We start from the raw sequence: 12,698 nt of genomic DNA, 5'->3' as shown, positions 1-12,698 counted from the left end.
CCGGCGGCGGGCGGAGATTCCGCATCGGCCTCCGGGCGGGCGATGGCGACCGGGGGTCCTTCACCGCCGAACTGGCGGCCGGCCTGCCGGCGCTGCTCCTGCTTCTGCTCGCGGGCCTGACCGCTGTCAACGCCGTCAGCATCCGGGCGAGTTGCCTGCACGCGGCCCGGGAGGCCGCGCTGGCCGCCGCCCGGGGCGCGGACGGCAGCGGCGATGGCCGGGACGTGGCGCCTCCGGGAGCGGAGGTGTCGGTGTCAATCGACGGGGATCTGGCGCAGGCGACGGTGCGGGCACCTGTACGCGCGTTTGGCGGTCGGCTCCCGCGGATCACCGTGGTCGCCACCGCCGTCGCGGCCGTGGAACCCGGGGCCATGGAGGAGAGCCGGTGAACAGCCGGCAGGGCATGTCGGAGCAGGCAACCATGACGAGCCCGCCGTACCTGCGCCACAGGCGGCCGAAGACCGACCGCCTGAAGGTCGATTGGTCGCGCAGGGAGCGGCCGAACGCCGACCGCCCGGAGGTCGACTGGTCGCGCGGGGAGCGGCCGAACATCGACCGCCCGGAGGTCGATTGGTCGCGTGGGGAACGATCGAGCACCGAGCACCGAGCGCCCGGAGGCCGATTGGTCGCGTGGGGAACGACCGAGCAGCGAGCGGTTCGGTGCCGAGCGGCAGGATCGTGATCGCGGTGGGGCTACCGTTCTCCTGCTGGCGGTGGGGCTGGTCTTCGTGCTGGTAGGGACGTTCGGCGCCGCCGTCGCCGCGACCGGAATGGCGGCTCAACGGGCGGCGGTGGCGGCCGATCTGGGTGCGCTGGCCGGAGCGGCCAGGGCGTTCGACGGCGACGCGGCGGCATGCGCGTTCGCCGCCGACGTCACCGGTCGCAACGGTGGGCGGATGGTCGCCTGTCGTCTCGACGGGCTGGACGTGCTGGTGACCGTCGAGGTCGTGATCACGCCCCTGCCTGGTCTGACCCGGGTCGCGGCGTCTACGGCCCGCGCCGGCCCGGTTCGCGGCTGAACGGCTCGACCCCTACCCGTCGAACACGATGCAGACGCAGACGCAGACGCAGACGCAGACGCAGCCGATAGCCGGCGGCCGGCAGCCTGCTGGCCGGGACGTGGGCTGGGGGCCCGTGTCCCGGCCAGCGGCCGAAGGGGTGGGTGGCCGAGTGGGCCGGGTGCGTCAGCGGGACTGGAGCGCGTCGAGGGCGACGGCCATCGCGATGACCAGACGGCGGTCGATCTGCGGGTTGTGCACCTCGACGACGTACTTGTCGCGCAGGCCCCACTTCTTGATCACGGAGAAGACCGGCTGGCCGCCAGCGGTGAAGTCGAAGTGGTACGGCAGCCAGGACAGCGAGTCGACGAAGCGGCGCAGCAATGCCACCGGCATGCTGCGCTCCTGACCGGTCACCTGCGGCAGGCCGGCCTGCTCGACGTGCCAGGTGGAGCGGAGCAGCGACTGGGCGAAGTCCTTGCGGAACAGGCCGATCGGGTTGCCGGCCGCGTCGGTGACGTCGTACGTGGCGCCGAGGTCGATGCGCTGGCGGGCCTTGAAGCCGAGCAGGGGCTGCTGCTTGGAGTCATCGGTGTAGATCGTCACCTGCTCCTTGAAGGCGAGCCGCTTCTGCTGCGCGAACGCCAGCAGCTCACCTTCGGTGCCGTCCGGCGAGACCGCCCGGACCTCGTACTGGTTGACCATCATCCGCAGTCGCTGGCGGATGTGGAACTGCCGCAGGGTCTGCAAATTGTCGAGCTGCATGTGGTCTCCTCAGGGGGGTTGGTGGGCCGGAGTCTCGCACAGCCCGGCAACTGCCGCCGGCCCGCATCCCCCGGCGCTCCCACCAGCGGTGGATCCACCTCGTCCATCGGTTCCGGTGACGGTCAGCGGCCGTCGACGGTGGCGCGTATCATCCAGCCGTTGAGGATCTGGTGGATACCGCGCAGCCGTTCGTTGATCTGCTCCAGCCGTTCCGCCTGGGCCAGGGCGGCCAGCGCGGACCCGAGCGCGATCTGCTGGTCGGTGGTGAGTTTCTCCTGATCATGCAGCGACGCTCAGGCGGGCAGGTTCGCCAGCACCACGTCGAGCACCCGGATCGCGTCCGGCTTGGAGAGCGGGTTGTTGCCGTTGCCGCACTTCGGCGACTGCACGCAGGAGGGGCAGCCGGTCTCGCAGCCGCACTCCGCGATCGCGTCCCGGGTGGCCCGCAGCCACGCCGAAGCCGTCCCGTACGCCCGCTCGGCGAAGCCGGCGCCGCCCGGATGTCCGTCGTAGACGAAGACGGTCGGCGCCTCGGTGTCCGGGTGCACAGCGGTGGAGAGCCCGCCGATGTCCCACCGGTCGCAGGTGGCCATCAGCGGCAGCAGGCCGATCGCGGCGTGTTCGGCGGCGTGCAGCGCACCCGGTACCTCGGCCGGCTGGACCCCGGCAAGAGTCAGCGACTGCGGCGACAGGGTGAACCAGACCGCGACCGTGCGCAGCTCCCGGGTGGGCAGGTCGAGCGGCCGGGTGTCGATCACCTCGCCGGTGGCGATCCGGCGCCGCTGGTACGACACCACCTGACTGGTCACGTCGACCTCGCCGAGGAACATGCCGACCGGCCCGGCGTCCACGTAGGAGCGCACCGAGACCACGGACAGATCGGTGACGTCCCGGGCGTGGGTGGACCAGTCCGGCTCCTCGGCGTGCACCAGCGCGCAGCCGTCGGCGAGGTCGAGGTCGTCGACCACGTACGAGACGCCCTGGTGCAGGTAGACCGCGCCGGGGTGGAGCAGGAAGTGCGAGGAGCCGCCGTCCACCGTGCCGAGCAGCCGGCCGGTGGCCGACTCCACCACGGCTACCGGGGCGCCGCCCTCGCCGCGCAGGTCCACCTCGGGGCGCTCACGGTGCCGCCAGTACCAGCCGGTTGGTCGCTGCCGCAGCGCCCCGGCCGCCACCAGCTCGTCGATCGCCTCCTTCGCCCCGTCGCCGAAGAGCGCCAGGTCAGCCGGGGTGAGCGGTGCCTCGACGGCGGCGCAGGCCAACTGCGGGGCCAGCACGTACGGGTTGGCCGGGTCGAGCACCGTCGCCTCGACCGGCGCCCCGAAGATGGCCTCCGGGTGGTGCACCAGATAGGTGTCCAGCGGGTCGTCCCGGGCCACCAGCACCGCCAGAGCCTCCTGCCCGGAGCGCCCGGCGCGGCCCGCCTGCTGCCAGAGCGACGCCCGGGTGCCCGGGTATCCGCAGATCAGCACCGCGTCCAGCCCGATCAGGTCGACGCCCAGCTCCAGCGCGTTGGTGGAGGCCAGGCCGAGCAGGTCACCCTCCAGGAGCGCCCGCTCCAGCTCGCGCCGCTCCTCGCGCAGGTAGCCGCCCCGGTAGGCGGCTACCCGGTCGCCGAGCCCGGGGACCGCATCGTCCAACGCCCGACGCGCGCTGGCGGCCACCACCTCGGCGCCCTTGCGGGACCGGACGAACGCGAGCGTGCGTACCCCCTCGGCGACCGTGTCGGCGAGCAGGTCCGCGGTCTCCCGCAGCGCCGACCGGCGGACTTGGACGAGGTCCGGCATGTCGTCGTGCCCGCCCGCCGCCTGGGCCGGCGCCAGGGAAGAGGCCGCCGAGGAGTCGGGTGGGAGCAGCGGCGGTTCCCAGAGCGCGAAGGTCACCCCGCCGCGCGGTGAGGCGTCCTCGGTGACGGCGGTCACCGGCAGGCCGGTCAGCCGCCCGGCCGCGGTCGCCGGGTCGCCGGAGGTCGCCGAGGCGAGCACGAACACCGGGGTCGCCCCGAACCGGGCGCACTGGCGGCGCAGCCGGCGCAGCACGTGCGCCACGTGTGAGCCGAAGACGCCCCGGTAGGTGTGGCACTCATCGATCACCACGTACGACAGGCGGCGCAGGAAGCCGGACCACTGGGCGTGCCCGGGCAGGATGCCGTGGTGCAGCATGTCCGGGTTGGTCAGCACGAACCGGGAGTGCCGGCGGATCCACTCCCGCACGGCACGCGGAGTGTCCCCGTCGTAGCAGGCCGGGCGTACCCCCTCCAGCTCCAGCGCGGTGACGGCCCGCAGCTGGTCGGCGGCGAGCGCCTTGGTCGGCGCCAGGTAGAGCACGGTGGCCCGGGGGTCGGCGAGCAGCGTCGCCAGCGCCGGGAGCTGGTACGCCAGTGACTTGCCGGACGCGGTGCCGGTGGCGACCACCACGTGCCCACCGTCGTACGCCAGGTTGGCCGCCTCGGCCTGATGCCGCCAGGGCGCGACCACGCCACGGCCGGCGAACGCCGTGCGAAGCTCCGTCGGTGCCCACGTCGGCCACGGCGCGGGCACCCCGGCGCGGGCTGGCACCCGCTCGACGTGGGTGACCGGGTCGCCGGCGCCCCGGGCGCGCAGCCGGCGCAGCAGGTCGGTCGGCGATGGTCCGGGGCCGGGACCTGCGGATACGGTGGCGAGAGACGACGGCTTCAGGTCGTGGCGCGGCGACAGGTGCGCCGAGCTGAAGCTGTCGTGAGTCACGTCCTGCACTCTCGCACTGGTGTTCGGAGATGAAAAGTCGGACCGGGGGGTATAGGGAAGCCGCCGCCGGTGACCGCAGGGTGTCCCGGCGGTAGTGGTTAGATGCCCAGGAGAGTTTACGGCTCTGGCAAGGAGGACCGATGGAGCTGTCGCTGGCGACCCGCACCGTGGGCGAACACACGGTGCTCGAGGTCGGCGGTGAGGTGGACGTCTACACCGCGCCCCGGCTCCGCGAACGGCTTCTCGAACTGATCGACGGTGGCGCCCGGCACGTGGTGGTCGACCTCGGTCGGGTGGACTTCCTCGACTCCACCGGGCTGGGCGTGCTGGTGGGCGCGCTCAAGCGGCTCCGTACGGCCGGCGGCTCGTTCGCCCTGGTCTGCGACAAGGAGCCCCTGCTCAAGATCTTCCGGATCACCGCGTTGGACCAGGTGTTCCCGCTGCACCCCACGGTCGACGCTGCCGTTGGCGCGGAGCCGACCGGCGCCAGCGCGTGATGGCGACGGTCCGCCTCTCCTTCTCCCCGGCGCCGGTTCACGTGCGCACCGCCAGGCTGGTCGGTGTCGCCGTCGCCCGGCGTGCCGGGGTCCGGGAGGACCTGCTGGACGAGGTGCGCCTGGCCATCGGTGAGGCGTGCACCCGGGCGGTGGCCCTGCACCGCCAGTACGGCCTGGCCGACCCGGTGCTGGTGGAGATGTCCGACGCCGGGTCGTACTCCGTGCGGGTGGTCGACCGCGCGCCGATCGAGGCCGGCATCGGGCTGGCCGCGTTGCCGCCGGACGCGCTGGCCAACGAGTCGCTCACCGACGAGGCGCTGACCACCGGCGTCGGCTTCGCGCTGCTCGCCGGCTTCGTCGAGGACCTTCAGGTGCGTCCGGTCGACGAGGGCATCGGCACCGAGGTGCGGATGGTGTGGCCGCTCGGCCGCTGATCCGTCCCGCTCCACAGGCCGCTTCCCCACGGGGGAGGCGGCCTTGTTGTCATGGACCGGGCCCTATATCAGATTTCGTTTCATAACACAGCGACGAAGATCATCGAGACACGGTGCCACCTGGGTGTGACCTCCGACACTGCAGAGGGCTACAGTACCCGGGTTGTCAGCAAGTGATCCATCCCGCAGCCAGCGGGTATGGGTGTTCATCGCTGGTCCGCTGGGGTGGGTTGGCGCGCGCTTGCGAGTCCGCATTCAGGCGCTGGTCGGTGCGTCTCCACTCACCGGCGCGAGTGTTCGGTAACAGGAGGACACAGATGTCCGAGACCTTGGCCGCCGACGGCGGCGGGCTTTCCCTTACCGGTAGCAATGTCACGTACGTCGTCATCGCCGCGGTACTTGCGCTGGTAGCGCTCGCCTTCGCCGCCGCCCTGACAAAGGCGGTACTGGCAGCCGGCAAGGGCACCACCAACATGCAGGAGATCTCGGGGGCGGTCCAGGAGGGCGCCTCGGCCTACCTGCTCCGCCAATTCCGCACCCTGGCGATCTTCGTTGTCATCGCCGTGGTGCTGCTCTTCCTGCTACCGGTGCACGACACCGACGGCAGCGAGACCGCAGTGAAGTTCGGCCGCTCGCTCTTCTTCGTGGTGGGTGCCCTGTTCAGCGCGTCCATCGGCGGCGCGGGCATGTGGCTGGCCACCCGCGCGAACCTGCGTGTGGCCGCCGCCGCCCGGGAGCGCGAAGGCGGCCGTGAGGCGGCCATGAAGATCGCCTTCCGCACCGGCGGTGTGGTCGGCTTCCTCACCGTCGGCCTCGGCCTCTTCGGCGCCGCGCTGGTCGTCCTGGTCTACCGGGGTGACGCGCCGACCGTGCTGGAGGGCTTCGGCTTCGGCGCCGCCCTGCTGGCCATGTTCATGCGGGTCGGCGGCGGCATCTTCACCAAGGCCGCCGACGTCGGCGCCGACCTGGTCGGCAAGGTCGAGAAGGGCATCCCCGAGGATGACCCGCGCAACGCCGCCACCATCGCCGACAACGTGGGCGACAACGTCGGTGACTGCGCCGGCATGGCCGCCGACCTGTTCGAGTCGTACGCGGTCACGCTGGTCGCCGCCCTGATCCTCGGTCGCGCCGCGTTCGGCGAGGACGGCCTGGTCTTCCCGCTGATCATCTCCACCATCGGCGTGCTGGTCGCGATCTTCGGAGTCTTCATCACCCGGCTGCGCGCGTCCGACCGCAACGCCCTGACCGCGATCAACCGGGCCTTCTACATCTCGGCGGTGCTCTCCGCGGTGCTGGTGGCCATCGCCGCCTACGCCTACCTGCCGGCGACCTTCGCCGAGTTGGAGGGTGGGCTCACCGACGTCGACCGCAACCCGCGGCTCGTGGCCATCGGCGCGGTGGTGATCGGCATCGTGCTGGCCGCCGCGATCCAGGCACTGACCGGCTACTTCACCGAGACCAACCGGCGCCCGGTGCAGGACATCGGCAAGAGCTCGCAGACCGGTGCGGCCACCGTCATCCTGGCCGGCATCAGCATCGGCCTGGAGTCGGCCGTCTACTCGGCGCTGCTGATCGGCGCCGGTGTCTTCGGCGCGTTCCTGCTCGGCGGCAGCTCCATCACGCTGTCGCTGTTCGCGGTGGCGCTGGCCGGTACCGGCCTGCTCACCACGGTCGGCGTGATCGTCGCCATGGACACCTTCGGGCCGATCTCCGACAACGCCCAGGGCATCGCCGAGATGTCCGGTGACATCGACGAGCACGGCGCCCGGACGCTCACTGAGCTGGACGCGGTCGGCAACACCACCAAGGCGATCACCAAGGGCATCGCGATCGCCACCGCGGTGCTCGCCGCGACCGCGCTGTTCGGCTCGTACACCGACTCGCTCCGCACCGCGTACGCGGATGCCGGCGTGGGCGACGTCGGGACGGAGATCCTCAACTCGCTGAACGTGGCCAACCCGCGCAACCTGGTCGGCCTGATCATCGGTGCGGCGGTGGTCTTCCTCTTCTCCGGGCTGGCCATCAACGCGGTGTCCCGCTCGGCCGGTGCCGTCGTGATGGAGGTCCGCCGGCAGTTCCGTGAGCTGCCCGGCATCATGGACCGCACCCAGCGCCCGGAGTACGGCAAGGTCGTGGACATCTGCACCCGGGACGCGCAGCGCGAGCTGATGACCCCCGGCCTGCTCGCCATCCTGGCGCCGATCGCGGTCGGCTTCGGCCTCGGGCCCGGCGCGCTCGCGGCGTACCTGGCCGGGGCGATCGGTGCCGGCACGCTGATGGCGGTCTTCCTGGCCAACTCCGGTGGTGCCTGGGACAACGCCAAGAAGCTGGTGGAGGACGGCGCGTACGGGGGCAAGGGCTCCGAGGCGCACTCCGCGACGGTCATCGGCGACACGGTCGGTGACCCGTTCAAGGACACCGCCGGCCCGGCCATCAACCCGCTGCTCAAGGTGATGAACCTGGTCTCGCTGCTGATCGCGCCCGCCGTGGTGGCGTTCAGCATCGGCGACGACCGGAACACCCCTGTGCGGGTGAGCATCGCCGTGGTGGCCACGCTGATCATCGTGGCGTCGGTGGTGTTCAGCAAGCGCAAGGGCATCGCGATGGACGACTCCGACACCGGTGCGGGCAGCACGGACCACCGGCCGGAGACGGTCAACGCCTGACCATCCGCGGCATCGGGTCCCCGGTCGGCGTGCCGCGCCGGCCGGGGACCGCCGGGTCCTCCTCCGGGCCGTCCTGACCGGTGCCACACCTGGCCAAAGGCCGTACGCTGCAACGCATGCGTACGTGCCGGGCGTCAGCCGCCGGAAAGATCACGGTGGTTCTGGCCACGTTCGTCGTCCTGCTCGCCGGCTGTGGCGGCGGCCCCAGCCCACGGGCCTGGGCGGCCACGGTTTGCGGCGCGCTCACCCCGTGGCGCTCCGAGATCAGCAAGTTGACCAGCAGCACGGATGAGCAGATGACCGCGCAGACCACGCCGGCGCAGGCCAAGGAGAACCTGGTGCGGCTCTTCGGTGGGGCGGAACGGGCCAGCGAGACCGCGCGCCGCAAGGTGGAGCAGGCCGGCGTCCCGGAGACGGACAACGGCGCGGCCATCTCCGCCGGTTTCCGCAGCTCACTGGAGAAGATGCGGGACGCCTACGGCCGGGCCCGCGACACCATTGACGGGTTGGGCACCGGCGAGCCGACCGTCTTCTACGACGGTGTGCGGGCCGCGGTGGAGACGCTCAACAAGGAGTACGACGCCAGCGCCCTGGACACCAGCCAGCTCAACTCCGAGGAGCTGAAACAAGCCTTCGACGAGGTGCCGGAGTGTCGCTGAGCGGGGTCGGCGACACCGGAGCGGCCCAGCCGCTGCCGGCGCTGTTCCCGGCACCCGAGCCTCACGCGCAGGCACCCGAGCCCGACGTGCCGGCACCCGGGTCGGCACGACGGCGCACCCGGCCGCTCCGCTCCGGGGCGAGCGTGCCGTCGTCCTCGCCGCGGCAGAGCGACGACGCGGGGCGGCAACTGGTCTTCTTCGGTGCGGAGGCAGCCGAACCGACGGTCGCCGACCTGGCCGGGCTGCTCGCCGGGCCGGGCGAGGTGGTACGGATGGGCGGCACCGCCCGCCTCTCGGTACAGGTGGACGCCGCCTGGCGGGTGCACGTGCTCGTCGCCGAGTTGGCGCTGCGCGGGCTGGCGGCGAGCTGGGAGCCGACCGGGGACGAGCGACACGCCGTCCGTACCTCGTACACCCGGGTCTTGAAGCCGCTCGCGGTCGCCTGGCTGCACGGCCCGGCGAAACGCCCGCCGGCCGCCTTTCACCTCACCGGCCGGCGGCTGCGGCTCTGGCTCGCCGCGGCCGGGACGCCGGAGCCCTCCGGCGGCTTCCTGCTCCGGCTCGGCGAGGGCGACCAGGAGTGCTGGCAACCCATCGGTGCGGCGCTCGCCGCCGCCGGCCTGGCCGGCACACTGCTTGGCCGAGGCGAGGGCGGCCCGGGGTACCGGATCACCGGCCGGCGCCGGTTGGGTCGGCTCGCTGAGCTGGTCGGAGGGCCGCCGCGCGCGGCACCGGCCGACGCCTGGCCGACTCGACCCTGAACGAGGGGCGAACCGGTCATTCCGCCCAGTGTGCGGCGGAGGTCGGCGCCGCGGCCGGCTGTCCGGTCCCGGACAGCCGGCGGGCCGATCCTGGCGGAAAACGGGCGGGTCGGACCTCGGCCGAGGGTCTGCCATCGTCACAGTGACCCGCTTGGAGCCCTACCCACGGTGTACGGTGGCGCCGTCCGACAGTGCCGAGCGCGGCGGGGCGGGAGTTGACCGCCGCACAGAGCGGTTTGCCGCCCCCGAAACCCGAAACACGGGCGGCGCGTTACGTTGGACATCCGGAGCGCCGGTGCGACGGCGGGGTCGAGAGCGGTCGCTGTCCGAGCGCCGGCAGGCCACGAGCAGGAGTGAGGTCGGGGAGAGACGTGCCGAGCAACGCTGGAACCACCCGTCTGGTCATCGTCGAGTCACCGGCGAAGGCCAAGACGATCTCGGGCTACCTTGGCCCGGGGTACGTCGTGGAGGCCAGCTTCGGCCACGTCCGGGACCTCCCGCGCAACGCCGCCGATGTGCCGGCCAAGTACAAGGGCGAGGCCTGGGCCCGGCTCGGGGTGGACGTCGACAACGGCTTCCAGGCCCTCTACGTCGTCTCCGCCGACCGTAAGCAGCAGATCAGCAAGCTGGTGAAGCTGGCCAAGGAAGTCGACGAGATCTTCCTGGCGACGGATGAGGACCGCGAGGGCGAGGCGATCGCCTGGCACCTGGTGGAGACGCTCAAGCCCAAGGTGCCGGTCAAGCGGATGGTGTTCCACGAGATCACCAAGCCGGCGATCCAGGCGGCGGTGGCCAACCCGCGGGAGATCGACCGCGATCTGGTCGATGCCCAGGAGGCCCGGCGGATCCTCGACCGGCTCTACGGCTACGAGGTCTCCCCGGTGCTGTGGAAGAAGGTCATGCCGAAGCTCTCGGCCGGCCGCGTCCAGTCCGTGGCGACCCGGATCGTGGTCGAGCGGGAGCGCCAGCGGATGGCCTTCCGCACCGCTGAATACTGGGACATCCTGGCCAGCCTCGCCGTGGCGAACGCCGGCGAGGGGCCGCGCGCCTTCAACGCCACCCTGATCGCGCTGAACGGCGACCGGATCGCCACCGGCAAGGACTTCGAGCCGACCACCGGCAAGGTGAAGCCCGGAGCCGGCGTCGTGCACCTGGACGAGAGTGGCGCCCGTGGGCTGGCGGCCCGGCTCGAGGGACGGCCGTTCACCGTCACCCGGGTCGAGGAGAAGCCCTACCGTCGCCGTCCGTACGCGCCGTTCATCACCTCGACCCTCCAGCAGGAGGCGGCCCGCAAGCTGCGCTTGTCGTCTCAGCAGACGATGCGCACCGCGCAGCGGCTGTACGAGAACGGCTACATCACCTATATGCGTACCGACTCGGTGAACCTGTCGGAGACCGCCATCTCGGCGGCCCGCCGCCAGATCGTCGAGCTGTACGGCGAGCGCAGCGTGCCGCCGGAGCCGCGCCGCTACACCGGCAAGGTGAAGAACGCGCAGGAGGCGCACGAGGCGATCCGCCCGGCGGGGGACAACTTCCGTACCCCCGGCGAGGTCGCCAAGGAGTTGTCCGCCGAGGAGTTCAAGCTCTACGAGCTGATCTGGCGCCGGACCATCGCCTCGCAGATGACCGACGCGGTCGGCTCCAGCGTCTCGGTGCGCATCCGCGCGGTCTCCGCCGCCCAGGAGGAAGCCGACTTCGGCGCCACCGGCAAGACCATCACCGACCCGGGCTTCCTGCGGGCGTACGTCGAGTCCAGCGACGACGAGAACGCCGAGGCCGAGGACGCCGAGCGCCGGCTGCCCACCCTGGTCAAGGACCAGCCGCTGACCGCCGACGAGCTGGCCGCCCAGGGTCACCACACCCAGCCGCCGTCGCGCTACACCGAAGCGTCGCTGGTCAAGGCCCTGGAAGAGCTGGGCATCGGCCGCCCGTCCACCTACGCGTCGATCATGCAGACGATCCAGGACCGGGGGTACGTCACCAAGCGCGGCCAGGCGATGATCCCCACGTTCCTGGCCTTCGCGGTGATCGGGCTGATGGAGCGGCACTACCCCCGGTTGATCGACTACGACTTCACCGCCAGCATGGAGAACGAGCTGGATGAGATCGCCGGCGGCGACCACGCCGCCGTCGACTTCCTCACCGCGTTCTACTTCGGCAGCGCCAACGGCGCCGGCGACCAGGACATCGCCCGCTCCGGCGGGCTCAAGAAGCTGGTCACCGAGAACCTCAGCGACATCGACGCGCGCAGCGTCAACTCCATCCCGCTCTTCACCGACGACGACGGCCGCGAGGTCGTCGTCCGGGTCGGCCGGTACGGGCCGTACCTCCAGCGGGAGCTGCCCGGCGGCGAGCAGCCGACGCCGGCCACCGCGGGCGAGGGCGAGGAGGGCGGCGCCCAGGGCGACCGCGCGCCGATCCCCGAGGGCCTGGCCCCGGACGAGCTGACCCCGGAGAAGGTGCACGAGCTGTTCCTCGGCGGCAGCGGCGAGCGCAAGCTCGGCGACGACCCGGCCACCGGCGAGCCGATCGTGCTCAAGTCCGGCCGGTTCGGCCCGTATGTGTCCAGCGGCGAGCGGAAGTCTTCGCTGCTGCGCTCGCAGACGCCGGACTCACTGACCCTGGAGGAGGCGCTCAGGCTGCTCAGCCTGCCCCGGCTGGTCGGTGTCGCGCCGGACGGCGTCGAGGTGTTCGCCAACAACGGTCGGTACGGCCCGTACGTCAAGCGGGGTGAGGAGTTCCGGTCGCTGGAGTCCGAGGACCAGATGTTCACGGTCGGCCTGGACGAGGCTCTGGCCCTGCTGGCCGCACCGAAGGCCCGTGGGCGGCGGGCTGCGGCACCGCCGCTGCGGGAGATGGGCGTCGACCCGGCGACCGAGAAGCCGCTGGTCATCAAGGACGGCCGATTCGGCCCGTACGTCACCGACGGGGAGTTCAACGCGTCGCTGCGCCGCGGACAGACCCCGGAGGCGCTGAGCCTCGAGGAAGCCTCGGAGATGCTGGCCGAGAAGCGGGCCAAGGGTCCGGCGCCGCGCAAGAAGGCGGCGGCGAAGAAGGCCCCGGCCAAGAAGGCGACGGCGGCCAAGAAGACCGCGGCGGCCACGAAGTCCACCGCGGCCAAGAAGACCACCACCGCCAAGGCGACCGCCGCCAAGAAGGCGACCCCCCGCAAGGCGCCGGCGGAGTAACTCC

At 71.9% G+C, this 12,698-nt stretch carries 10 protein-coding genes; 8 read left to right on the top strand and 2 right to left on the bottom strand.

Translation table 11 applies throughout. The annotated features are described in order from the left end of the window. Positions 1–23 precede the first annotated feature (23 nt). Together ABZV00_RS00455 and ABZV00_RS00450 are read left to right on the top strand one after the other, a co-directional pair. A complete protein-coding gene (locus ABZV00_RS00455; protein WP_355601307.1) occupies positions 24–389 on the top strand; it encodes a TadE family type IV pilus minor pilin in 366 nt (121 codons plus the stop codon). Positions 390–704: 315 nt separating this feature from the next. After that, complete coding sequence (locus ABZV00_RS00450) at positions 705–1,019, top strand: Rv3654c family TadE-like protein (RefSeq protein WP_355601305.1); 315 nt, start codon at positions 705–707, stop codon at positions 1,017–1,019. Positions 1,020–1,184: 165 nt separating this feature from the next. Here ABZV00_RS00450 and ABZV00_RS00445 read toward each other — a convergent pair whose 3' ends face one another. Together ABZV00_RS00445 and ABZV00_RS00440 are read right to left on the bottom strand one after the other, a co-directional pair. Next, on the bottom strand, positions 1,185–1,763 hold the full coding sequence (locus tag ABZV00_RS00445; RefSeq protein ID WP_328422721.1) for a hypothetical protein: 579 nt from the start codon (positions 1,761–1,763) through the stop codon (positions 1,185–1,187). Between the two features lie 293 nt (positions 1,764–2,056). Further along, complete coding sequence (locus tag ABZV00_RS00440) at positions 2,057–4,498, bottom strand: DEAD/DEAH box helicase (RefSeq protein WP_355600584.1); 2,442 nt, start codon at positions 4,496–4,498, stop codon at positions 2,057–2,059. Positions 4,499–4,629: 131 nt separating this feature from the next. Between ABZV00_RS00440 and ABZV00_RS00435 the strand changes: the two genes are divergently transcribed. The 6 genes from ABZV00_RS00435 (at position 4,630) to topA (ending at position 12,694) form a co-directional block, all read left to right on the top strand. After that, positions 4,630–4,986, top strand: coding sequence for an STAS domain-containing protein (locus tag ABZV00_RS00435; protein ID WP_074316127.1), 357 nt, complete (start codon positions 4,630–4,632; stop codon positions 4,984–4,986). Continuing rightward, positions 4,983–5,420 carry an ATP-binding protein gene (locus ABZV00_RS00430; RefSeq protein WP_328422729.1) on the top strand — a complete coding sequence of 146 codons (438 nt, stop codon included), beginning with the start codon at positions 4,983–4,985 and terminating at the stop codon, positions 5,418–5,420. The genes ABZV00_RS00435 and ABZV00_RS00430 overlap by 4 nt, the downstream gene beginning before the upstream one ends. Positions 5,421–5,737: 317 nt before the next feature. After that, positions 5,738–8,086, top strand: coding sequence for a sodium-translocating pyrophosphatase (locus tag ABZV00_RS00425; RefSeq protein ID WP_355600581.1), 2,349 nt, complete (start codon positions 5,738–5,740; stop codon positions 8,084–8,086). Between the two features lie 116 nt (positions 8,087–8,202). Then, positions 8,203–8,745 carry a hypothetical protein gene (locus tag ABZV00_RS00420; protein WP_355600579.1) on the top strand — a complete coding sequence of 181 codons (543 nt, stop codon included), beginning with the start codon at positions 8,203–8,205 and terminating at the stop codon, positions 8,743–8,745. A gap of 143 nt (positions 8,746–8,888) precedes the next feature. Next, entirely contained in the window at positions 8,889–9,506 is a 618-nt protein-coding gene (locus ABZV00_RS00415; RefSeq protein WP_355601303.1) for a hypothetical protein, read from the top strand. A gap of 371 nt (positions 9,507–9,877) precedes the next feature. Further along, positions 9,878–12,694: a type I DNA topoisomerase gene (gene topA, locus ABZV00_RS00410; protein WP_355600576.1), complete on the top strand. Its 2,817-nt coding sequence runs from the start codon at positions 9,878–9,880 to the stop codon at positions 12,692–12,694. The last annotated feature ends 4 nt before the right edge of the window (positions 12,695–12,698 follow it).

It is taken from the genome of Micromonospora sp. NPDC005173 (assembly GCF_040608515.1).
Taxonomy (GTDB): domain Bacteria; phylum Actinomycetota; class Actinomycetes; order Mycobacteriales; family Micromonosporaceae; genus Micromonospora.
The sequence above is the reverse complement of the archived record's forward strand: the minus strand, read 5'-3'. Positions and strand labels throughout refer to the sequence as shown.

Excerpts from the sequence above, each read along its gene's own strand:
- ABZV00_RS00445 (WP_328422721.1), bottom strand. The coding sequence starts at position 1,763 with ATGCAGCTCGACAATTTGCAGACCCTGCGGCAGTTCCACATCCGCCAG.
- ABZV00_RS00435 (WP_074316127.1), top strand. The coding sequence starts at position 4,630 with ATGGAGCTGTCGCTGGCGACCCGCACCGTGGGCGAACACACGGTGCTC.
- ABZV00_RS00425 (WP_355600581.1), top strand. The coding sequence starts at position 5,738 with ATGTCCGAGACCTTGGCCGCCGACGGCGGCGGGCTTTCCCTTACCGGT.
- ABZV00_RS00420 (WP_355600579.1), top strand. The coding sequence starts at position 8,203 with ATGCGTACGTGCCGGGCGTCAGCCGCCGGAAAGATCACGGTGGTTCTG.